Annotated in this window: 14 protein-coding genes, 1 tRNA gene, 1 pseudogene and 1 riboswitch; of the genes and pseudogenes, 8 read left to right on the top strand and 8 right to left on the bottom strand. The window is 60.4% G+C overall.

What is annotated here, in order from left to right; genetic code table 11:
* The first annotated feature begins 71 nt into the window (after positions 1-71).
* Positions 72-1,115 (top strand): peptidylprolyl isomerase, encoded by a 1,044-nt coding sequence (locus PPP56_RS02530; protein WP_353562462.1) that lies wholly within the window; start codon positions 72-74, stop codon positions 1,113-1,115.
* A gap of 66 nt (positions 1,116-1,181) precedes the next feature.
* Here the strand turns inward: PPP56_RS02530 and PPP56_RS02535 are convergent, their stop codons facing one another.
* Complete coding sequence (locus tag PPP56_RS02535; RefSeq protein ID WP_353562463.1) at positions 1,182-1,685, bottom strand: GNAT family N-acetyltransferase; 504 nt, start codon at positions 1,683-1,685, stop codon at positions 1,182-1,184.
* Between the two features lie 282 nt (positions 1,686-1,967).
* Between PPP56_RS02535 and PPP56_RS02540 the strand changes: the two genes are divergently transcribed.
* From PPP56_RS02540 to PPP56_RS02550, 3 genes and pseudogenes are all read left to right on the top strand, one after another.
* Positions 1,968-4,502, top strand: a complete 2,535-nt coding sequence (locus PPP56_RS02540) for a TonB-dependent receptor domain-containing protein (RefSeq protein ID WP_353562464.1) — start codon at positions 1,968-1,970, stop codon at positions 4,500-4,502.
* 264 nt (positions 4,503-4,766) lie between these two features.
* Positions 4,767-5,024: pseudogene (locus tag PPP56_RS02545) on the top strand (patatin-like phospholipase family protein); the annotation flags it as partial.
* A gap of 83 nt (positions 5,025-5,107) precedes the next feature.
* Positions 5,108-5,506 carry a hypothetical protein gene (locus PPP56_RS02550; RefSeq protein ID WP_353562465.1) on the top strand — a complete coding sequence of 133 codons (399 nt, stop codon included), beginning with the start codon at positions 5,108-5,110 and terminating at the stop codon, positions 5,504-5,506.
* Positions 5,507-5,716: 210 nt separating this feature from the next.
* On the opposite strand, the gene PPP56_RS02555 is transcribed toward PPP56_RS02550, so the two are convergent.
* Positions 5,717-5,789 (bottom strand) — tRNA-Gln (locus PPP56_RS02555).
* 262 nt (positions 5,790-6,051) lie between these two features.
* A riboswitch (SAM riboswitch) is annotated at positions 6,052-6,165 on the top strand.
* 180 nt (positions 6,166-6,345) lie between these two features.
* On the opposite strand from PPP56_RS02555, the gene PPP56_RS02560 reads away from it, so the two are divergent.
* The 3 genes from PPP56_RS02560 to PPP56_RS02570 all read left to right on the top strand — a co-directional run bounded on the left by PPP56_RS02560 (position 6,346) and on the right by PPP56_RS02570 (position 9,992).
* Positions 6,346-7,707: an O-acetylhomoserine aminocarboxypropyltransferase/cysteine synthase family protein gene (locus PPP56_RS02560; protein ID WP_353562475.1), complete on the top strand. Its 1,362-nt coding sequence runs from the start codon at positions 6,346-6,348 to the stop codon at positions 7,705-7,707.
* A gap of 88 nt (positions 7,708-7,795) precedes the next feature.
* Positions 7,796-8,860 carry a homoserine O-acetyltransferase MetX gene (metX, locus tag PPP56_RS02565; RefSeq protein WP_353562466.1) on the top strand — a complete coding sequence of 355 codons (1,065 nt, stop codon included), beginning with the start codon at positions 7,796-7,798 and terminating at the stop codon, positions 8,858-8,860.
* Positions 8,861-8,891: 31 nt separating this feature from the next.
* On the top strand, positions 8,892-9,992 hold the full coding sequence (locus PPP56_RS02570) for a homoserine dehydrogenase family protein (protein WP_353562467.1): 1,101 nt from the start codon (positions 8,892-8,894) through the stop codon (positions 9,990-9,992).
* Between the two features lie 67 nt (positions 9,993-10,059).
* Here PPP56_RS02570 and PPP56_RS02575 read toward each other — a convergent pair whose 3' ends face one another.
* From PPP56_RS02575 to PPP56_RS02585, 3 genes are all read right to left on the bottom strand, one after another.
* Positions 10,060-12,564, bottom strand: coding sequence for a cation:proton antiporter domain-containing protein (locus PPP56_RS02575; protein ID WP_353562468.1), 2,505 nt, complete (start codon positions 12,562-12,564; stop codon positions 10,060-10,062).
* Between the two features lie 350 nt (positions 12,565-12,914).
* Entirely contained in the window at positions 12,915-13,673 is a 759-nt protein-coding gene (locus PPP56_RS02580; protein ID WP_353562469.1) for a flavodoxin family protein, read from the bottom strand.
* A gap of 82 nt (positions 13,674-13,755) precedes the next feature.
* The gene (locus PPP56_RS02585; RefSeq protein WP_353562470.1) at positions 13,756-14,649 is read right to left on the bottom strand and encodes a class II glutamine amidotransferase; all 894 of its coding nucleotides are present in this window, start codon (positions 14,647-14,649) and stop codon (positions 13,756-13,758) included.
* Positions 14,650-14,854: 205 nt separating this feature from the next.
* Between PPP56_RS02585 and PPP56_RS02590 the strand changes: the two genes are divergently transcribed.
* Positions 14,855-15,511 (top strand): CCDC90 family protein, encoded by a 657-nt coding sequence (locus PPP56_RS02590; protein ID WP_353562471.1) that lies wholly within the window; start codon positions 14,855-14,857, stop codon positions 15,509-15,511.
* A gap of 52 nt (positions 15,512-15,563) precedes the next feature.
* On the opposite strand, the gene PPP56_RS02595 is transcribed toward PPP56_RS02590, so the two are convergent.
* From PPP56_RS02595 to PPP56_RS02605, 3 genes are all read right to left on the bottom strand, one after another.
* Entirely contained in the window at positions 15,564-18,854 is a 3,291-nt protein-coding gene (locus tag PPP56_RS02595; RefSeq protein ID WP_353562472.1) for an efflux RND transporter permease subunit, read from the bottom strand.
* Between the two features lie 17 nt (positions 18,855-18,871).
* Positions 18,872-20,023 (bottom strand): efflux RND transporter periplasmic adaptor subunit, encoded by a 1,152-nt coding sequence (locus PPP56_RS02600; RefSeq protein ID WP_353562473.1) that lies wholly within the window; start codon positions 20,021-20,023, stop codon positions 18,872-18,874.
* A 176-nt stretch (positions 20,024-20,199) separates the two neighbouring features.
* A partial coding sequence (locus PPP56_RS02605) for a GWxTD domain-containing protein (RefSeq protein ID WP_353562474.1) occupies positions 20,200-22,188 on the bottom strand: 1,989 nt, incomplete at its 5' end.

The following is a 22,188-nucleotide window of genomic DNA, read 5'->3' on the forward strand; positions in this document are numbered from 1 at the left end:
CGTGCATGCAACCGTTCTGTAGCTTGGCATCGCAATGCCCGGTTAATATACTTTTGGTAACAGATTGACTTATGACTACTCTACGTTCTCTACGGCGCCCGTCTGGCATCTTAGGCGGGTTCCTGGCGCTTTTGCTCGTACTCGTCGGATGCGGTGAAAACGGCGCATCTAACGGCGAAAACGGCGACGCTTACCCCATAGAATCGGACATCAGCGACCCTGAAGTTGCGGCGATTGTGTCGTCTGACTATGGCACCGACACGCTGCGTACCGACGAGTTTCAGCAGCAGATGCAGTTCGCCATGCAGTCGATGCCGCCTCAGCAGAGTGGCGACCAGATGAACGAACTGCATCGCATGATGCTCGACCAGTACGTGGGTGATCATGTGCTGCGGGGCGAGGCCCAGGCACGCGGCGTGGAAGCTGATGCCGATCTCGTTGACCAGCAGATGGAGCAGCAGCGCAGCCAGTTTCCAAGTGAAGAAGAGTTTCAAGATGCGCTCGACACAGCCGGTATCACCATCGACTCGCTGCGAAGCATGATCGCTGAGCAGGCGCAGGTACAGCAGCTTCGCGATGAACTGGCCGCCGAAGCCGCCGCCGTTGAGCCCTCTGACGAGGAGATTGCAGAATACGCTGCTGAACAGCGTAACCTGCGTGCTCGCCACATTCTGATTCGCGCCGACGAAGGGGCGCCCGAAGAGGAGGTTGCGGATGCGCGCCAGCGTGCCCAGGATCTCATTGATCAGCTCAACGATGGCGCCGACTTTGAGGAGCTTGCCCGCGAGTACAGCGACGGTCCTACCGGCGAGCGTGGGGGCGACCTCGGATACTTCACCCGCGACCGCATGGTTGAGCCTTTCGCTGATGCGGTGTTTGCCCTTGAAGAAGATGGGGAGCTCGTTCAGGAACCGGTACGCACCCAGTTTGGCTTCCACGTCATCCAGCTGGTTGACTACGGCGAGCCTATGGATACCGACCAGGCCCGCCAGGCACTCATGCAAGATCAGGAGCAGGAGGCCTTCGACACTGCGCTTGACGATCTTAAGGGGCAGGCCCAACTTCGCGTGAACCCGGAAGTTATCCCGCTGTCTGATCCCGACGACCAGGAATAAACTCCGATAAGCTCCGAATGGACCGTCCCCGTACTGGTTACGCTATTCCATCTGGCGTATGGCGTCTTACGACGACGCTTCGCCGGTTCCACCTACCGCCAGCGAAGAGCCTGAGCGTTTAGCGGAAGAAGACGTACCGGTCCGGACCATCGCTACATGTGGTATGCCCGCTTCGGTGAAGCGCTCGCCTGTCGAGACAAAGCCGAAGCGGGCATAGTACGTTTCAAGGCGAGCCTGCGCATGCAATTTCTGCGTTTCAAATCCGGCTTGCCGCGCATCCTCCATAACGTACTGTACGAGGAGCGTACCAATGCCCTCGCCACGATGCGGGGCCCGTACAGCAAAGCGCTCAAGCTTGGCCGCTAACCCCTCGTCATGTGGCACCGTGCGCCAGCGCGCCGTGCCAACGGGTGTACCATCCTCCAGCCGTGCAAGCACGTGCCGCGCCGTATCGTCGTGGCCATCCCACTCCTCTTCGGGCGGACACTCTTGTTCTTCAATAAATACCTCCGTTCGAATAGCGCGCACTTGCTCAAAATCGTCGGCGCTCGTTACAGGAGCAATAGTCATAGGTCAAATCGTGTCGTCGTATCAGAAGCTTTGTGAGTTGCGGTACAGCGTGTATGGCATTCAACGTGTTCAATGCACACCCATTTCCGCGGTAACGCATTACACACGTTCTTGCCACACCCTTCACATTTTTTACCTATCTCTATGTAGACTCAGTCTAAATTAAGGCTTATGTTGGAGTCGAATCGCTGATAAACGACGGGTTCTGCGTTCCAATCAACGGAAACGCAAGACGAATTGCTCGCTCTTTTACCACTACGTTTTTTGATAAGCATCTAATTTATGAGTACGGACAGACAGAGTTACGCGTGGAAACGTCTCGTTGTCGCCATAGCACTGGTGATCGGATGGGCTGGGGTTGGCACCGAGGCGTTTCCCGCGTATGGACAGAGCGCTGACACAGCAACCCTGAGCGGAACCGTGCAAGAGGAAGACGGCACGCCGCTTCCTGGGGCTAACGTCATTGCCGAGCCCACATCCGATGACGGCACATCTGCAGGAACTGCCACCGATGCGGAGGGCGCATTCACGCTCTCGCTGACGCCTGGCACGTATCAGATCGAAGTATCCTCGGTAGGATTCGAACGCGCTACCGAAACCGTAGCCGTAGCCAGCGGCGACACGGAATCACTCTCCATTACACTCGTGCCTTCGGATGTTACGCTCTCTGAGGTGCTCGTGCGACGCGCCTCGCTCACCGGCGGCCTTCGCAACCTCGATGGCATTCCCGGATCGGCTCAGTACATCGGCCCGCAAGAGCTTGGCGTACACGAATACACCGACATCCACCGCCTGCTCGACGGCGTGCCCGGAGTCTATACCGTCGATGAGGAGGGCTACGGACTGCGGCCTAACATCGGGATGCGTGGCACCGGTGCCGAGCGCAGCAGCAAAATCACTGTGATGGAAGACGGCGTGCTGGCCGCTCCTGCGCCCTACTCAGCCCCCGCCGCCTACTACTTTCCCACGATGGGCCGCGCCCACGCGGTGGAGATCCGTAAAGGGTCGAGTCAGATCAAAACAGGTCCCTTTACAACCGGAGGCGCCCTCAACTTTCTTTCAACGCCCATCCCTGATGAGTTTGGAGGCCGCGTCAATGCGCTCGCCGGCAGCGACCAGGAGCGCCAGCTCCATGCGCACGTAGGCGACTCGTTCGAAAACTTCGGCTACCTGGTCGAAACCTTTCAATCACGGGCCGACGGCTTCAAGTCCATCGACGGGTTTGCCAATGCCAACGCTGGACTCGACTACAGCACCGGCTTTGACAAGCAGGACTACCTCGCCAAGGCACGCGTCAACACAAGCCCCGACGCACGCCTCCCGCAGTCGCTTACCCTCACGGCATCGCGCACTACCGAGACCTCGAACGAGACCTACCTCGGACTGACGCAGGACGACTTTAACCGGTCTCCGTTCTCCCGGTACGCCGGGTCACAGAATGACGTCATGAATACGGAGCATAGCCGCCTGCAGGCCCAACATGTCATTCAGCCAACCGCCAACCTTGATATCACGACAACGCTGTACCGCATCGATTTTCAGCGCAACTGGTATAAGCTGGATTCGGTGAATGGCGTTGGCATCAGCAGCATTCTCGCCGACCCCGACACATATGCCGATGAACTTGCCCTTACACGAGGAGACCAGACCGGCGGCAGCTTGCTCGTTAAAAACAACAATCGCGAGTACTACTCACAAGGGATTCAGACGGCTATTGGGCTGCAGTTCGAAACCGGCAGCTTCGCGCATGAAGTTGAAGTGGGCGGCCGCTACCACCAGGACGAGATCGACCGCTTCCAGTGGGAGGATGACTACCGCATGGGGGCGCGCGGCGTCATGGAACTGCAGCGCGAGGGCATACCCGGCGAGGAAAGCAATCGCGTTCAGGATGCAACCGCCTTGGCCGGATACGTACAGTATACGCTGGAACGCGGCCCCTTCACGGTTACCCCCGGACTCCGTGTCGAAGACTTCGAACTGAACCGTACTGAGTGGGCTACCGACACGGAGGAAGGGCGTGCCCGCACAGCTCCGCCTACCGGCACGCGCCAGAATTCCGGCACGGTCTGGATTCCGGGCATCGGCGTCGACTATGACGTAAATCCCGCCTGGAGACTGTTCGCTGGTGTGCACCGCGGATTTGCCGTGCCCGGATCCAACCCCGGCGCACAGTCTGAAAACAGCGTCAACTACGAGCTGGGAACGCGCTACGAAGCACAGGGGCTCCGTGCTGAGGTCGTTGGCTTCTACAACGACTACTCAAACCTGCTCGGACGCGATCTTGCAGCCATCGGCGGCGACCCTTCGGGCGACACCTTTAACGGAGGCGATGCCCGTGTCTTCGGGGTTGAGTTCACTGGCGGGTACAACCTCGGACTGCCCCTGAACACGTCGTTCTCTATTCCACTGGAACTGACGTACACGTACAACAACGCAGAATTCCAGACGACCTTCGATAGCGATTTCGGAGCCTGGGGCGAAGTTGAGGAAGGGTTCAAACTTCCGTATCTCCCCGACAATCAGCTCGCCGCTAACATAGGCGTTGACGGACTTCATGGACTCAGTATGCGCCTTACCGGACGCTTTGTAGACGAAGTTCGCACTGTAGCAGGCGCTGGCACCCCCGCTCCGAATGAGCGAATCGACAGCTTCTTTGTGATGGATTTCTCTGCCGAGTATGCCATCTCCGCAAACACCCGTCTGTTCGGGAGCCTACGCAACCTCACCGACAACGAGTACGCCGTCGCCCGGCGTCCGGCTGGTGTGCGCCCTGGCATGCCCCGCACCTTCCTCGTCGGTGTAAAGACGACCTTTTAGCGAGCAGGGCGGCATCGCGATACCCCAGCGGCTCTACAACAGCGGCTACATGATAGCAGCTGTACAATCAGGCGGCTTCTTTGTATGATGCAGGGAAGCCGCTTCTGTGTGGCTGCTGATGTTCTTGCTCATGTTTTTTACGCCCTGCTTTACTATGGTGGATGCGCACCGCACCGCATGTCAGCACATTGGCCAGCTATCCGCCTTGCTTGCTGGCCTGCTGATGGTCATTTTTCTCCTCAGGTCCACAGTCAGCCCGCCCCGCTGCTATTTCCGCATCCCGAACATGAAGACGTGACCATTGGCATTGCGCTGAGCGGGGGCGGTGCAAAGGGATTCGCACACATCGGCGTGCTGAAGGCGCTTGAAACCGCCGGCGTTTCAGCAGACGTGGTAGCAGGCACGAGCATGGGGGCCGTTATCGGCGGACTGTACGCAACTGGATATTCTTCTCGCCAGTCAGAAGAGATAGCGCGTGAGCGGAACTGGCTTGAGGCATTCAGCGACACGCCACCACGGCGCCAGCGGCTTCTTGAACAGCGGTACTATGAGAGCCTGTTTTGATTTCTTAATTTGGGCTGCGAGCGGCTCCGCTGGGCTGCAAATTGTCCTCGATATCGGCCCGTAACCCCGGCTACGAACCTCTATCATGGTCCAATTTTCGCCACAGCGGCGCTCGCTCTCGCCATCAAACCAAAACCCAAACAGGCTCTGACGAACGGCTGCTTGGCTATCAGGTGCAACAGAAGAGCAGCCCTCATCTACAACGAATCGGGGCCGCCCTGCAAGTCCAGGTCCGGGATGATGCGTACGTAAAAGCCCAGTGGAACGCTGCCCGCACTCCCGATATATGGACGTTCGTCGCAGACCCTGCTGCGTTTGATCACGGAGGTGGACTTATTCTTGGGGCCGACACCTTCATCGGTCCCATGCGCATGGCCATCATGACATCGGCGGCTGCAGGTCCGTATGTAGCTCGCATAGCACTCGGGCCTTCATTCTGAACTACATCCGTCTGTGTCCACAAAGATCAACGTCCAGCAGGGCCGGGACTACGGCGTACAGGTTTTCCGGCCTATGCGTAGGAGTCAGGCAGACGGGGGAACCTGAGAGAGACCTCACGGGCAAAAACAAGCTGCAGCTTGAAACCCACAGAGCGAAAGCCACGACTCGACTGCGTAGCAGATTCGATAGAGAGAGGTGAGAAAAGAGTGCTGCCCCGGATGGACTCGAACCATCAACCCTCTGGACCAGAACCAGATGCTCTGCCAATTGAGCCACGGGGCAGTGTTTTTGCAGGGATACATTAAGCCTTCTTCGCCGCACGGTTCCGCCACATGCCACCGGATCGGAGCTGTTGACCGATGCTTCACTATCTTGTGTAGCGCTTTCCCCCAAAGGCCCTGTACGCCTACCCGTTCTGAGCCGAAAAAAGTCATGAGTGCAACCCCACTCTCTTCGTATCTACTTCTTCACATCAAGATACTTGACTTTCCTTCTGTTTGCTCTTTAAACTTGATGGTACTATGACATACTGTTGTTGTTAGCACATTCATCCAGAAGGGTGGAGGGAGTAGGCCCTGCGAAACCCTGGCAACCGCCATAGCCTCGGCTGTGGAAAGGTGCTACCTCCTGCCTCGCATTACGCGAGGAAAGATGAGTGGATTGCGTCATCTGTCTGCATATCGCAGCTTTGACGCTGATTCCCCATCTGCTCCTTGCGGTTGGGGATTTTTCATGTCCCGCCGCACTGGCAGATCTCGAATCCGGACTCCGCGCTCCGCCCCGCTCGCTCTGGTCTTCTGGATGGCTCTCGATTTTCTCGATTCCAACCCCCAGAGCCATGAGCACAAACGGACATTCAACCGCCGCGTCCTCGCCCGAACCCTCTTCCGAGCGCACACCGCGCTTCGAAACGCTACAGCTGCACGCCGGGCAGGAGCCCGACCCGGCGACCAACGCCCGCGCTGTTCCTATCTACGCCAGCACGTCGTACACCTTCGACGATGCCGAGCACGGCGCCGATCTCTTTGCGCTGAAGGAGTTCGGCAACATCTACACGCGCATCATGAACCCCACAAATGATGTGTTCGAGAAGCGCGTGGCTGCCCTCGAAGGCGGCGTTGCAGCGGTGGCTACTGCGAGCGGACAGTCAGCACAGTTTCTCACGTTTAACGCGCTGGCTAAAGCAGGCGACAACATCGTGGCCACCAGCTACCTGTACGGCGGCACATACAATCAGCTTAAAAATGCGCTGCCCCGTCTGGGCATCGAAGGCCGCTTTGCCGATGGCGATGATCCCGACTCCATCGCGTCGCTGATTGACGAGAACACGAAGGCTGTTTACCTCGAAGCCATTGGCAACCCGCGCTTCAACATCCCCGACTTTGAACGCATCGCCGACATTGCCCACGACCACGGCGTACCGCTCGTTGTCGACAACACCTTTGGCGCAGCCGGCTACCTGTGCCGCCCCATCGACCATGGCGCCGACATCGTCACCGAGAGCGCTACCAAGTGGATTGGTGGGCATGGCACGACCATTGGCGGCGTCATTGTGGATGCGGGCACCTTTCCGTGGAATAACGGACGGTTCCCTGAATTCACCGAACCGAACCCGAACTACCACGGACTCAAGTTCTGGGAGACGTTCGGTCCCGATGGCGTGCTCGGCGCCAACGTAGCATTTGCCATTCGTGCTCGGGTAGAAGGCCTCCGCGACTTCGGTCCGGCCCAGAATCCGTTTGGGTCGTTCCTGTTGCTGCAAGGCCTCGAAACCCTCTCGCTTCGCGTGCAGCGCAGCGCCGACAATGCTCTCGCGCTCGCCCGCTGGCTCCAGGATCACGACGCCGTTGACTGGGTCAGCTATCCCGGACTCGAAGACCATCCGTATCACGAGCGCGCCAACCGCTATCTGCAGAATGGATACGGGGCCGTGCTCAGCTTTGGCGTGAAAGGAGGCGCCGAAGCCGGACAGGCGTTCGTCGAAAACGTCGAACTGGCCAGCCACCTCGCCAACGTGGGCGATGCCAAAACGCTCGTCATCCACCCGGCCTCTACCACGCACCAGCAGCTCACCGAAGAAGAGCAGAAAGCCTCGGGTGTGGAGCCCGACCTGGTGCGCGTGTCCGTCGGCATTGAGCATATCGACGACATCACCGCCGACTTTGCGCAGGCCCTGGCGAAGCTACCGGTCGCCGCGTAATCGCGCCCTCTCTACTTCACGCACGCAGCGGAGTGGTCTCTTCGGGGGGCGCTCCGCTGCCGTGGGTGGTTCTAATCCAGCCAGTGCCATGCCTTCTACGTACATCCACCCGACCTTTACCACCGAAGCAGGCACCACACTCCACGATGTGCCCATTGCCTACCGGACCTGGGGGCGCCTCAACGCCTCGGGCACCAATGCTGTGATCGTCTGCCACGCACTCACGGGAGATACGAACGTCGACGACTGGTGGGGGCCCCTGCTGGGCGCCGGGCGGGCCCTCGACCCGGAGCGCGACTTTATTCTCTGTGCGAATGTGCCCGGCTCGCCCTACGGCTCGGTGTCGCCAGTGACTCCCGACCCGGAAACCGGTAATCCTTACGGCGCCGACTTTCCAGCGCTCACCCCACGCGATACCGTAGCCCTGCATCGTCACCTGCTCAAGCACCTGGGCGTGCAGCGCGTGCGCTATGCCATCGGCGGGTCGATGGGCGGTATGCATGTGCTTGAGTGGGCTTTTGAACGCACCAAAGCGGGTGATCCGCTGGTAAAGCGTATCGTGCCCATTGCGGTGGGCGGTCGCCACACGCCGTGGCAGATCGGGTGGAGCGAGGCCCAGCGCCAGGCTATCTACGCCGATCCGAAGTGGAACGGCGGCGCGTACGACCCGAACGACCCGCCACGCAGCGGACTCGCTGCAGCACGAACCATGGCGATGGTGTCGTATCGCTCGCATGCCTCATTTCAGGAGCGATTTGGACGCACGCGTCAGTCGGAGAACGGCACGACCAACCCACCCTTTGCGGTGGAAAGCTATCTGCGCTACCAGGGCGACAAGCTCGTAGATCGGTTCGATGCCAACTGCTACGTGCACCTCACCCAGCAGATGGATGCGCACGATGTGTCGCGGGATCGTGGCGCCTACCCCGATGCGCTAACCCGCATCGAGCAGCCCGCCCTGGTCATCGGCATCGACTCGGATGTGCTGTATCCGCTTGCCGAGCAGGAGGAGTTGGCCGCGCATCTGCCAAACGCTGAACTGCAGGTGCTATCGTCTCCGCACGGACACGACGCGTTCCTCATTGAGCTGGAAGATCTGAACGCGATGATTACCCAGTGGCAGGACACGCACGCTTCCGCTTTAGCCCGCTAACTTTCGTTTGCCTCACTACTTTCGTCTCTCTATGCCAATATCACGCACCGCCCCATCCCCAGCACGACCTGCCCAACGCGCTACCAAACCACTTTCCCTCTACCTTGCAGGCGTCGGATCGGTAGGCACGGCATTGCTCTATCAGCTTACCGAATTACAAGGGGATGCACAGCGTCCCCGCCTCATCGGCGCCTGCACCTCCACCCACGCCGCCTGGACGCCCCCTCATCCTACGCCAAGTGCGGTCGAGCATCACCTTGAACACGGCAGCACGCTGCACTGGCCCGCTGTGCTGGAGCGCCTCATTGAGCATGCCCCGCGTCCACTCGTGTTCGTGGACGCCACCGGCCATCCGGATGTGGCCAACCACTACACAACGTTGCTGGAGGCGGGCATCCATGTTGTGACGCCCAGCAAGCTGGCTAACACCCGCTCTCAGGACACCTTCGACCGGCTTCATAGAACGGCCACCCAGCAGAACGTGCAGTATCGCTACGAGACCACCGTAGGTGCCGGACTGCCCGTGGTGCGCACGGTGCGCGATCTGCGTGCCACCGGCGACCGCATCCAGACCATTCGCGGTGTGGTGTCGGGCACCCTCACGTTTGTGTTCAGCCGGATGCGCAAGGGCGACTCCTTCAGCGAGGCGGTGGAGGCCGCTATCCAAAAAGGATACGCCGAACCGGATGTGCGCGACGACCTGTCTGGGGAAGATGTCGCCCGCAAGTTTATGATTCTGGCACGCACGGCGGGTGCCTCTATTGAGCGTGATGACGTGGAGGTGGAGTCGCTCGTACCCGACAACCTCCGTGACCTTCCCCTTCTGGCGTTTCGCAGGCACCTCGGCACAGTGAACGAGCAGTGGCAGGAGCGGGTCGCAGAGGCAGCCACTCGTGACGCGGTGCTCCAGTACGTCGGCGAATGGGTTCCTGGCTCCGGCATCCGCGTGGGCGTAGAGGCCGTGCCTTCGGATGCCGAATTCGGGCGTCTGGATGGCCAGGACAACCTGTTCCACATAACCACATCCCGCTACAACGAATCGCCCCTCACTATAAAAGGACCGGGCGCCGGCCCGGCCGTAACCGCTGGCGGCGTACTGGCCGATGTGCTGGCGGTGCAGCACGTACGATAGGCTCACAGGTAAACGCGCTGTGTGTTAAGAACCCGCAGCAGCCTTACACGACATGTATTGCGTCTCCTTAGCCCTCCACGGGCACGGTTCGGGTATGCTCCAGCAGCAGCTTGCGGGCGCCTTTGGACGTTTCAGCGGTGCGTAGCGCCTCAACGACCTCTTCGGTCTGAATGAGCTCCGCTGCTGCAGCCAGGCGCTGCAGGTACGCATCGGTCGGCACCGTACGGGGTACGAGCAGCACGAGCACGATGTGAGCCGGCTGGCTGGTCTGCTTTGGCGATACACCGTCTGCGCTGATGCCCACCAGCAGCGAGGTCGTCTCGACGTGGCGCGTGTGCGCCGCATACAGCACCACACCGGGGCGCAGCTCAGGCGCGTAGCCATCCGCGTCGAGCAGCTTGGGAAGCACCGCCTCAATAGTGTCGGGCTGATTGCCCAATGCGCAGCGCATGATGTGGCGCAGCACGTCGGGCGTCGTCTCTTGCTGCACGCCCATTACGACGCACTCGGGACGCACGGCCTCTGCAAGCACAGCCGGGTCGACCCGTTCGAGACGTCCGGACTGTCCGGGCCGGAAGGCTTCTTCAGACATGTAGGCTGTCAGAAACGTATGCTCTTCGAATCGCTGCGCGATGACCCCTGGCAGTCGGTCGAGCCCCGGCCGCCAGGCGATCGACCCCTCACGCTCGTTCATAAGGACCAGCAGGTCTTCTGGCTCTACGATCTCATCCAGTTTTGAGACCAGTTGCGCCCAGCGGTCGATGGAGACCGATGACCAGGGCAGCGAGGGTTTAGTCGCATCGATGCGCTTTGCGAGCGGACGCATTGACGCTTCGGCAGCAACCACCACCAGTTCAAGTCCGGCCTGATTGCAGAGCACCTTGAGGGCGCGCATGGCATCCCCAAAGCCCGATTCGCGGTCGGCGTAGGGCGGCACGGCCAGCACCATGCGCGTGTGGGTGTTCATCGGCTGCTTGAAGCGGCTCACAATAACCATCTGACGAGTGCGCTCCAGCAACTGGTCGAGAATGCTTCCAAAGATGTACTCGCGTGCCGAGCTTGTGCCCTGCCATCCGATAACGACCGTGGAGATTCGCTCCTCTTTGATGGCGCGCACCATACCATCAACCACGTTGTAGTCGACCCGTGTACTCGGCACAACCGGCACCTCGGCAGCCGCTGCTTGAATGACGGCCTTGCTCAGAATCGACTCGCCCCGGGCTACCCCTTCCTCTACGTTGGGCCCATCTCGCACTACAGTAGTCGGATAGATGGGCTCATCGGAGGTCCCCGAACGCAGCAGAACGGCCACATCCATTAGATCATCGGCCGACTCCGGATTTGACAGCGGCACCATGATGCGCTGGGGCACCTCCGACGGGGAATAGGCTTCGCGTTCAGCCTGCAGAGCAAGCTCGCGTCCGTACTTTTCGACAAGCGATGGACCGAGCACACTGGTCGCAACGATAAGCAGGATGACTGCGTTGACCAGCGCCTCATCAAAAAGTCCGATCTCGAATCCGATGAGCGTAACCGCCAGTGTTGCAGCGGCTTGCGGTGTTGACAGTCCGAAGATCACCCAACGCTCCGTGCTCGAGTAGCCGTAGATCCATTGCACACCCTGTGCAGCAAGAAACTTACCTGCCCACACCATAAAGGTAAGCACAATCGCCATAATCCACACGTCGAGTCCCTGCACAAGCACCGCCGCATCCACCAGCATACCGACCGAGATCAGGAAGAAGGGGATAAACAACGCATCCCCCACGAACTTGATACGCAGCATGAGCGCGCTGCGCTCGGGCACCAGACGGTTGAGGGCGATACCCGTCATGAACGCCCCGATAATGGGAGCCAGGTAGACCAGCTCGGCAGCGTAGGCCGCAACGAATACGATTGCCAGCAGAAAGATGAACTCCATGTCGGCCTGGCGATCAGAGCCCTGGAAGAACCATCGTCCTATGCGCGGAAGCACGAAGAAGATGACGAGTCCATAGGCCACTACCAGCGTTGCAAACTGTGTCCAAAACAACACGCCACTTTCGCCCGAAACCAGAGCCGACACAATAGCAAGTATGAGAAGCGACACAAGATCGGTTACCATGGTGCCCCCCATGGTCATGGTCACAGCCGGGTTCTTCGTGATGCCCAGTCGCTCCGCAATGGGATACGCCAGAAGCGTATGCGAGCCCACCACTGCCCCTACCAGCAGAGCCGTCATGACGTCCCACCCGAGCAGCATCGTACCAATACCCAGCGCCAGAAGCTGTGGCATCAGAAATGAGATAAGCCCGAACACAAAGCTACGCGACTTCTGCTGCGCAAACTGGTTCAGGTCCATCGACAGCCCTGCCGTGAACATGAGGTAGAGCAGGCCAACCGTGCCCAGTAGCTCGAACGTGTCTCCCCGCTCCAGCAGACCGATGGCGTTGGGCCCGACGACGGCTCCTGCAACGATAAGCCCCACAATACCGGGGAGCCCCAGCCGCCGAAACAGAATCGGGGCCAGAAGCACGATGAGCATCACCGTAGCAAAAACAAGAACCGGATCGGTGATTGGCAGGCTAAACATAATTGGCGGACTGTAGGTGGGGCGAAGACGTGCGCCATATAGCGCATTTTATAATAGGCACTGCCTTCGACTATGACAGAACGCCCGACACGACGCTTTGGTGAAGATCTGAACATCATTTCTGCTATTCATTCGGCTCCTTTTGTGGACGGTCTACAGCGCACCACCAGTGATGTCCCCCTGAAGGGTCTGAGGAGCGAGCGTTCCCCACCCGTCCTATCTCGCCTTTTCAGGGCGCAAGGTGGCGTAGAACGTACAGGCTGTACTCATGGAATGCCCCTCAGAGGAGCGGGATGTATAGAAGTAAAAAGGAGGCATTCCACACTCGCACGCAATGCGCACGTATACAGCTACCGGTGTTCGGGGTTGGGGTGGTCGAATCGGCACCCGGCCTCCCACTCCGAGCGCTGATTACCGTGAGCCGGAATGCCACCGGCTTCCTTGATCATGTGAGCCATGTGCATCAGATTCCACGTCATGAACGTGGTGTTGCGCTGCGTGAAGTCGTTGTCCTCACCAGCGCGCGTGCCGTCGTCGCGCGCGTCCCCGTAGCTGAGTCCGGGCCCGGCTTCACCGATCCATCCGGCATCGGCCTGTGGCGGAATCACGTATCCCAGATGCTGAAGCGCGTACAGAATGCCCATCGAACAATGCTTGATGCCATCCTCGTTGCCTGTGATGAGACATCCACCCACACGGTCGTAGTAGGCATACTGGCCCCGGCTGTTGAGCTCAGATGAGGTAGCATACAGCCGCTCAATCACCTGCTGGCAGACCGATGACTTTTCGCCCAGCCAGATGGGCGACCCCAGCACCAGGATGTCTGCCGCTTGCACCTTTGCGTAGAGCGCGGGCCAGTCATCGACCGCCGCACCGTGCTCCTTCATGTCTTTGTAGACCCCCGGCGCCAGGTCAAGATCAACCGGACGCACGATATCCACCGCCACGTCGTTTTCGCGCATGATCTCCGCCGACACATCGATCAGGCGCCGCGTGTGCGAGGACGCGGGAGAAGGTTTGAGCGTGCAGTTTAGAAAGAGTGCCCGCAGTGTGCTGTAGTCGAATGGACTATCGTCGCAGAGAGCCTGCTGGGTTTTATTAAGTGTCATAGCGTGGTAGGTGTGCTGTGTGTATGTAAAAGGGATTCGAGGCGGTGCTGGGCAACACAGGAGGGTACTACCCAGAGGCGTTTCATGCCAGACGCAGAGGCTCGTAGCGAAATCGACCGGTTGCATCCCCGTGCATGACTGACTGAAAGACCACCCCGTTAGGCACAGCTCGCCAGTCTTCGTCGGTGATACGCTCGGACGCGAGCACAGTGGCACGATACCCGTGCGGGGCGGCGCTGGTGTGTGTGGTGTTGCATATGGGACACCGATGCGGTGCGTCGCGCCCCACACGCCAGAGCGTGCGGTTGAGGCGCGATCCAGCCAAGACGGAGCCGTCGTTCCAGAGAAGGTTGAGTGCGAGCGTGCCATGCAGTACATCGTCGGGCACCGACTCCAGGTCGGCAAACGACCGCTCCGACACGCCTGCGTATACAGAAGCCTCGACTTCACGGCACCACCGCTGCACATGCAGCACAGCCCGGCGCGTGACCTCAATGGACGAAGCCTCGGGCGCTTCGTTGCGCAACTGTAGAAGCAACGCCAGCACATGTTCGCTGTCGGTACCGCCCTGAATGGCAGCACAGCGATCTGCGCTCAGCCGCTCTCTCAGCCGCGGACGCACCTGCTCAAACGCAGGGATATGTCCGTTGTGGATCAGCAGCGTATCGCCATGCCGGAACGGATGCGTATTTTCTGGGGCAGGCGTTCCGACCGTAGCCCGACGCACATGGGCCATCAGCGTTGTGCCCCGTAGGGAAAGCGCCTCGCTCCGATAATCTGCGCTTTCCCATGCAGGTCCAACCTGCCGGTAGCACGCAGCCGTACCGTTGTGCACCCGGGCCATCCCCCATCCATGTGGATTAGCGAGTCCGCGCGCATCTTGTTGGCTCTGGTCGATGAGCGCGTTTTGCGCATCCAGCAGTTCGCACGTCGCAGCCGTCGGATGCGAGGCGTGCAGCCCGTACAGTCGGCACATAGTACAGCAGGAGCGATGAGAGACAAGCATGCGGAATTATGCGTGTAAGGGCGCTATCTATCGTTACAGGTCGCCCTCATTAGGAATCGCAAGCCCCCTTCAGAAGGGCTTTCGGCACGCAAACCGGACGCAAGGGCTAAGGTGAACCTCTGTGCGGAAACGAGCGTTTGTAATGATATGATGCTCAACATCCTCCCTCTGCACTATGCCGATCGACACCCTTAAATCGAAACGCCGTCTGGTTGAAGAGTACGGCCTGGATGAGCGGCAAGCGGAAGGCATCGTGGAGCTCATCGCTCAATCCGAGGAGCGTGGTGCCACGGCCAGTGACATTGAGGCCGCACGGCGTGAGCTCTCACTCCAGATGGAAGCGGTTGAGGAGCGGCTTCTTGCCAAGATAGAAGCAAATACCGACCGCATTGTCTCCGCTGAGCATCGCCTGGCCAATCAAATTGACGCGCTGCAGGAAGAGCTGGAAGCAAAGATCCAGACATCCGAAGAACAGCTCGAAGCGAAGATCCAGACATCCGAAGAACAGCTCGAAGCGAAGATCCAGACATCCGGAGAACGGCTCGAAGCAAAGATCCAGGCATCCGGAGAACGGCTCGAAGCAAAGATCCAGGCATCCGGAGAACGGCTCGAAGCAAAGATCCAGACATCCGAAGAACGGCTCGAAGCCAAGATCCAGGCATCCGAAGAACAGCTCGAAGCCAAGATCCAGGCATCCGAAGGGCATCTCGATACAAAGATCGGGGAACTGCGTCTTGAGATGGAGAAGATGCGCCGCCAGACCTTGCAGTGGATGTTCGCCGTTGCCGGATTCATCGCTGTGCTGCTTGCGTTGTTTGAGTATGTGCTGTAAGCGCCGTGCAGCTGGGCACAAGCCCCGCGTCGCCTGCTTCAGCGCATCTGCCTCATGTCTTTTCTTCTTCGGGAGCAGCGGGCGTAGGTACGGGTCCAACAGATCGCCCGTCGCCGGCTGAAGGTGCCGGGGTTCCAACCAGCCAAGTCTGTATCCGCTCGGCCCATCCGATGATGATGCAGTAGAGACACGGTACGATAAAGAGCGTAAGCGCCATCGCGACCAGCAGCCCGCCCACCACGGCGAGCGCCAGGGGCTGCATCAACTCAGCTCCGGCCCCGATTCCGATCGCCAGGGGGAGCATACCGCAGACCGTTGTGAGCGTCGTCATCAGAATCGGACGGAAGCGAATACCGCCTGCTTCGACCACAGCATCCACCATATCCAGCGACTGCTCGCTGCGTCCGATCTCGATATACTCGACGAGCAGAATCGCGTTGTTCACAACAATACCAACCAGTAAGATGACTCCGAGCAGGACCGGGGCGCTGAGCGGGGTGCTCGTAAGGTAGAGCATGCCTCCTACACCGATCAGCGCGAGGGGTACCGCCGTGAGGATCACAAGCGGATTCGCGACCCGCTCGTACTGCACGGCCATCACGACAAACACAAGAAAGAGCGCCAGCAGCGTAACCAGCATGAGCGTGCGGTTCGTTTCCTCGATGGCCTCCTCTTCCCCACCGAAGATCAGGCTATATCCTTCGGGGAGCTCCAGGTCGGAGAGGTTCTGCCGCAGCTCTTCATTGACGGTGCGTACGTCGGTTACCCCGCGGTTTACATCGCCGTTGACGCGTGACACGCGCGCCTGATTTTCCCGGGTGATGTGGGCCGGGCCTTCGCCCAGGGTGAACGAGGCCACTTCGCTCAGCGGCACGGGCGAGGCGTCTTCCCGAAAGATGAGCAGGTTGCCGAGCTCGTCGGGCGTGGTGCTGTGGCTGCGCGGTAGCTTAACGCGGATGTCATACTCGGCCGATCCGGTGCTAAAGCGTGTGGGTACCGTGCCGTCTACCGCCGTGCGAAGCGTCTGCCCGACCTCCGACACGTTCAGGCCAAGCGAAGCGGCTCGCTCACGGTCGACCTGTGCAGAGAGTAATGGACTCCGATCGTCGCGTGCCAGCTCAAAGTTGGTGAGGCCTTCAATGTTGGCAGCGCGCTCCATGATATCGCGTCCGATCTCGTCGAGCTGTGCCGGGTCATCGCCTACGACAGCGACGGATACATCGGCGCCAGCCATAGAGGTGCGGATGCCTGGCAGGCTTGGCGGCGAGGCTGAGGCACGCCCCCCCGGCAGGTCGAGCCGGCTCAGACGCTCTTCGGCCTGCCGTACCCACTCGGTGGCTGGCATGTCGCGCTCAGAAGCGGACGTCAGCTGGATGGTCCAGCGCGCGGTGCCGGGGCGCTCAGAGATGACGCCCCCCGACAGGTGCCCGCCGATAAGTGCAAACATGTTTTCGACGTGCGGCATGTCTTCAAGCGCAGCTTCAACCTCGCGCGAGGCCTCGTTCAGCACCTCGGGCGTCGTGCCCGGTGGCAGACGCACATATGCGCCTACGCTTCCATCATCCACCGGCGGAAGAAACTCGTTGCCCAGCTCCGCAGTCAGTACGTACGTGCCAGCCAGCAGCGCTACACCGGTGCCCACCGCCAACCACCGATACCGCAGCACCCCGCGCAACAACGACTTATACTGGCCCGTCAGGTGCCGTATCCACCGGTTAAACCCCTGGTAGAAAGCCGACTTGTCGAGTCCGCTCTCGAACCGCACCGAGGCCAGCAGCGCCGCCCCCATCGGCACCAGCGTAAGCGCTGCACCCAGCGAGGCAACGATCGCGAACGAGATCGTGAGCACGAGCTCCTCAAAGATCAGCGCGGTGAGTCCGGTGATGAGTAGAAACGGCACCACAGCCGCCAGGTTGGTCATGGTAGAAGCAACAACCGCCGATGCAACCTCGCGGGCGCCCTCGTGCGCAGCGTCCGCATCCCCCTTCTTGAGCTCCTCGCGGTGGCGCGAGATGTTTTCGAGCATCACGATGGAGTTGTCGAGCAGGAGCCCCACGCCGAGGGCCAGCCCGCCCAGGCTCATTACGTTGAGCGTAAGCCCTCCAACGCCCATCATGGCAAAGGTAGCGAGGATGGCGATGGGGATGGAGAGGCCAATCACGAAGCTCTTTCTCAGGCTGCCCAGGAAGAGCAGCACAACAAGCATTGCGAGCACGCCCCCAAGTAGCGCAGCAGTGCTTACGGCGTTCAGCGAGCTGCGCACAAAGAACGCCTGATCGGTCGTGGCCTCAAACTGGATGTCGTCGGGGATGAACCCGCTCTGTTCGAGGCGCTCCAGTTCGCTGCGCACCTCCTCAACCACCGCCGCCGTGTTCGCATCCGGCAGTTTCATGACGGAGAGCCGTGTGGCAGGCGTGCCGTTGAGGCGCACAAAGAGGCGCTGCTCCTGGTGGGTGTCTTCGACCTCGGCGATCTCGCTCAGGGGGATGCGGTCGGATGTCCCCGGAATGGTGAGCAGGATCGCAGCGATGTCTTCAGCTGACTCAAAGCGTCCGTCGGTCTTCGCCATCACGTCGAAGGTCTCCGACGTAACCTGTCCGGCCGCGAGCTCGGTGTTTTCGGCGGCGATCGCATCGGTCACATGCGACGCAGTGAAGCCGTAGTAGGCCATACGCTCCTGATCGAGCAGCACCTGCATCTCGCGTACGAGTCCGCCTGCCACCTCGGCGGCGCCCACGCCCGACACGCTCAGGATCTGCGGGGCCAGCTCGTTGTCGAGCCAGTCGCGCACCTGCAGGGGCGTGCGCGTGTCGGAGCTAAACCCGGCCTCGTAGACCGGCGCATCGGTCGGGTCTTGCTTGTAGATGCGTGGCGGATCGATGTCGGACGGCATCTGCGTGCGTGCGCGCTCCAGGTTGCGCGAAGCGTCTTGCAGGGCCAAGTCAAGGTCCGTGCCGAGCTCAAAGAACAGGTTCACGTTCGTGCGGCCCTCCGAAGCCCGGCTGGTGAGATCCGACAGGTTCTCGGTGGCTGCCAGATTGCGCTCCAGCACCCGCGTAATCTGCTGCTCCATCACCTCAGGCGCGGTACCCGGGTAGTTAACCGTCACCCGAATCTGCGGATAGACGATATCGGGCAACAGGTTGATGGGCAGGCGATCCAGAAAGAAGAACCCCAGCACGACCACCACCGCTGCAAGCGAGATGGTGCCGATGGGCCGACGGATGGCCCACGAAGAGACCCCACCGCGCTCTCCCGCATCGATGCGCCCGTTGGCCTCAGGCGATGTGTTAGGGGATGTCTCGTTGCTTGACGTCCCGTTGCTCGAAGCATCAGAATCCATAGCGGCAATCGATTGCGTTATTCGTCGGCAGCAGTCGAGGCGGTTGCGTCGCGGTCTACAGCACCGGGCGCATCATCCGGGTCAGAGGGATGCGCGATCAAGTTGCTGACACGAACGCGCGTACCGGGCTGTAGGGTAGCCGGATTAGATGCCACGACCTGTTCTCCGTCGCGGAGCCCCTCCCGGATCTCCGTCCAGCCGCCCCGGTCAACACCTCGGGTTACGGAGCGGCGCTCCAGGGTGTCGTTGGCAATCACAAACACCGCCGGGTCGCTACCTGAGCCGAGCAGCGCTTCGGAGGGTACAGCATGCACACCAGCGCGCTCGTCTACCGTTAGTTGCAGCCGCGCCAGAAAGCCCGGACGCGCTCGCTCGCGGGCGTCTTCATCAAGGGCGACCTCTACACGTACACGGCGGTCGTCGTCGGCATGCGGGAAGATGCGGCGCACCGTCCCCCTAAAGACATCGTCGGGATAAGCGTCGAGCCGCAGTTCCACCGGCTGCCCGGCCTCCATACGCGGGATATGTCGCTCCGAGACACCGACGCGCACAACCAGCGTTGAAACATCGGCCAGCGCAAAGAGCGCGTCGTTCGAAGAAACGGCCTCGCCCGGTTCGGTGTGGCGCGCCGTTACAACCGCGTCGGTCGTGGCACGAATCTGCCCCATCTCGACCCGGGTCTCCCAGAGCTCAACCTCGCTGGCCGCAACGTCGCGCTCGGCCTTCTGCGACTCGTATTCCTGCTGACTGCTAAAATCGCGCTCGCGCAGCTGGCGGACGCGCTCGTAAGCGGCCTGTTCGCGGCTCAGGCGCGCCTGGGCCCGCTGCAGCTCGGCTCGCTGCTCACGCACGTCCAGCTCGGCGAGCAGGTCGCCCGCTCGCACCCGGTCGCCTTCGGTAACGTGCACCCGGCGGATTGTGCCCGTGGTGGGCGAGGCCGGGCGGACGGTGCGCATGGCCTCAACCGGATTCGACGCTGAGATGCGCTGCGTGAGCGTGCGCGGGCGAACATCTACCGCCGCCACAGCCAGCGACGGCTCTTCTTGAGCCTCCGCGCGCTCCTCACCTGGCTCAGAGGATCCGGCGTCAGAGCAGCCGAGCATGCTTCCCAGAAGAAGGCTTATCCCAACAAGCAGCAGCCACGTGCGCGGATGCAGAAGACGTATCATCACGCAGTATTTGGTTTAGGAAAATGTCTTTTATACTCTTTACAGTACAGGTATCGTGCACAATGCATGCACCAACGCGCTCGTTTCCAGAAAACCGCCGCCATGTTGTGAGTCCCTGCTCACCGGTACAGGTGGATGCGTAGCCTTCTGCAAAGCACCGAAGACCCCGACGCGAACTACCGAGTCTCTTCCAGATCGAGCCTGAGGGAACGCTCGCGCGTGTCGCCCCGCACTTCGTCGGTTACACGCACGGTGATGGTAACTTCCTCGCGCGCCGCGATGTCTTCCCAGGCACTAATATCAATCAGGAACAGCTCGTCGACCCGCGCTCGGTCAGTTTCGTTTGTCGTGGTGGTGGTTGTCTGAAGCGATTCATCGCTGCGCAGCCACCGGGCCACCCCGCTACGCGGCTGTGTACGGTCTACTTCAAGATCAACGGTATAGCGGGCCTGTCCGTCGGCATCAGCCTGCAGATGGTAGATCTCGAAATAGAGTCCTATCGGCGTTGTCGTGCTGACCTGCCGACGGGCGTAGGGCGTCAGGTCGCTGTATGCGGTTCCGGCCGCCAGCGAATCAGCATTTGCCCACACGGGCTTAATGTCACTCATCTCCAGCCTATCTGCATCCGCATGTAAGCTACGCAGCGTGTCTACGCGGGCCGTCGACTGCCGTAGCAAGAAGTTGCCGGCCTCTTCAGCTGTAGCGCCCAGGCGCTGGTCCCACTGCACACCTACGTGAAACGGATCGGTGGTGGACTGTATGACGGTGGTCTGCGGAATGAGCCAGCCGTCGATGGTCTCACTCGCGGAGGTCACCTCAACGCTTTGCTGGACCCGCAGCCCGGCGCGGTGGTCGCGATCCTCAACGCGCATACTGGTTATGATCCGCGAGCGCGCAGGCAATGTAGACGGGTCAACATCCAGTACCGAAGTGTCGATTACATCGACCGGGTCAAGGTCATCGGTTGGCGCGCTCCAGTACATTTCGGTGCGTGTGTGGCCATCCTCCTCCAGGAAGCGTGCCCAGCGCTTTTCAACCTCTATCGGCACCTGTTCCTCTTCGATACGTGAGCGACTGGCTCCGACCGATTCTCGACGTACACGCTGGAGCCGGTGATCTTCTCTTGTGCTTTGCTGGTTTACGCGTACTGCCTGCTCGGCAGGCGTCTCGAAGTTGACACCTCCGCCTGTCTGAAGATATGCGATATAATTTTCGACCTCGGCATAGCGCTCCATGTAGCGCGGGTTGTAGACGGAGAGCTGTCGGAGCGCAACCTCCATGCTTCGTAGAAACGAGTAGGTGTTCTGACGGGCCCGCCTGCTCTGTCCTGTAAAGTTGCTTCGTATCTGGCGGGGTATCATATCGAGCACGGTAGCCGGTTCGTACACGCCTTCACGCTCTTCAACGAACAGGAAGTGGGCTTCCGTGCCGATGTTGTCATACTCCCAGTAGAGCCCCGGCGAGAAGTCGAACGAGGAGATCGTATTTGAGAACCGGATAATCTCGCGCTGAATATCTGGGTTGTCAGCAAAGGTAACGTCGAGCGTGATCGGCGGGGGACCCAGCCGGATGTAGACCCGTCCGCGTGCATCAACATACCCATCGGTCATGTACGCGTCGCGTGCGTGGGCTACCCGGGTTAAATGCTCCATCAGCCGCTCGTTGGAAGGACTTGCCACACGGGCGTCTTGCGTGCGCCACCAGGCGGTCAGGATCTGCCCTGCCTCTGTGTACAGTGTCAGGTCGGTGGTCTCTTTCGGGGCTGTGGCGGGGTCGATTCCGATGCGCTGTTTGATCTGAGCAGGCAGGATGAATGCTGCTTCCAGCACATGCTGAAGTATCTTTTCTCTTACGCCCCCTTCCAGCTGTTCGCTCTTTTCTGCCTGTTCAAGCAGGGTAAGGTATGTCTGCGTTGCGACTTCGTAGTAGGTGTGGGTACGGGTTGCAAACGTGGTGCGGATGAGCGCATCCGCCGGGGCAATCCACTCTGGATCTTCGGTACTCAGCGCCGTGATCGTCTGGTGCCACACGCGCAGTGCTCCCCGATCGGCTCCCATCTCGTAGAGTGCATGCCCCAGCCAGTACCCCACGGCACCTTGATCTGTAGTAAAGCGTCGGTCTTCTTCAAAGACCGATGCCAGCAGCCGGGCCCCTTGCTCGTAGCG

Source organism: Longimonas sp. (assembly GCF_040409695.1).
GTDB lineage: Bacteria > Bacteroidota > Rhodothermia > Rhodothermales > Salinibacteraceae > Longimonas.

What these genes read in the sequence shown, in the direction of transcription:
- PPP56_RS02530 (WP_353562462.1), top strand. Translation starts at nt 72, where the DNA reads ATGACTACTCTACGTTCTCTACGGCGCCCGTCTGGCATCTTAGGCGGG.
- PPP56_RS02535 (WP_353562463.1), bottom strand. Translation starts at nt 1,685, where the DNA reads ATGACTATTGCTCCTGTAACGAGCGCCGACGATTTTGAGCAAGTGCGC.
- PPP56_RS02540 (WP_353562464.1), top strand. Translation starts at nt 1,968, where the DNA reads ATGAGTACGGACAGACAGAGTTACGCGTGGAAACGTCTCGTTGTCGCC.
- PPP56_RS02560 (WP_353562475.1), top strand. Translation starts at nt 6,346, where the DNA reads ATGAGCACAAACGGACATTCAACCGCCGCGTCCTCGCCCGAACCCTCT.
- metX (WP_353562466.1), top strand. Translation starts at nt 7,796, where the DNA reads ATGCCTTCTACGTACATCCACCCGACCTTTACCACCGAAGCAGGCACC.
- PPP56_RS02570 (WP_353562467.1), top strand. Translation starts at nt 8,892, where the DNA reads ATGCCAATATCACGCACCGCCCCATCCCCAGCACGACCTGCCCAACGC.
- PPP56_RS02575 (WP_353562468.1), bottom strand. Translation starts at nt 12,564, where the DNA reads ATGTTTAGCCTGCCAATCACCGATCCGGTTCTTGTTTTTGCTACGGTG.
- PPP56_RS02580 (WP_353562469.1), bottom strand. Translation starts at nt 13,673, where the DNA reads ATGACACTTAATAAAACCCAGCAGGCTCTCTGCGACGATAGTCCATTC.
- PPP56_RS02585 (WP_353562470.1), bottom strand. Translation starts at nt 14,649, where the DNA reads ATGTGCCGACTGTACGGGCTGCACGCCTCGCATCCGACGGCTGCGACG.
- PPP56_RS02590 (WP_353562471.1), top strand. Translation starts at nt 14,855, where the DNA reads ATGCCGATCGACACCCTTAAATCGAAACGCCGTCTGGTTGAAGAGTAC.
- PPP56_RS02595 (WP_353562472.1), bottom strand. Translation starts at nt 18,854, where the DNA reads ATGGATTCTGATGCTTCGAGCAACGGGACGTCAAGCAACGAGACATCC.
- PPP56_RS02600 (WP_353562473.1), bottom strand. Translation starts at nt 20,023, where the DNA reads ATGATACGTCTTCTGCATCCGCGCACGTGGCTGCTGCTTGTTGGGATA.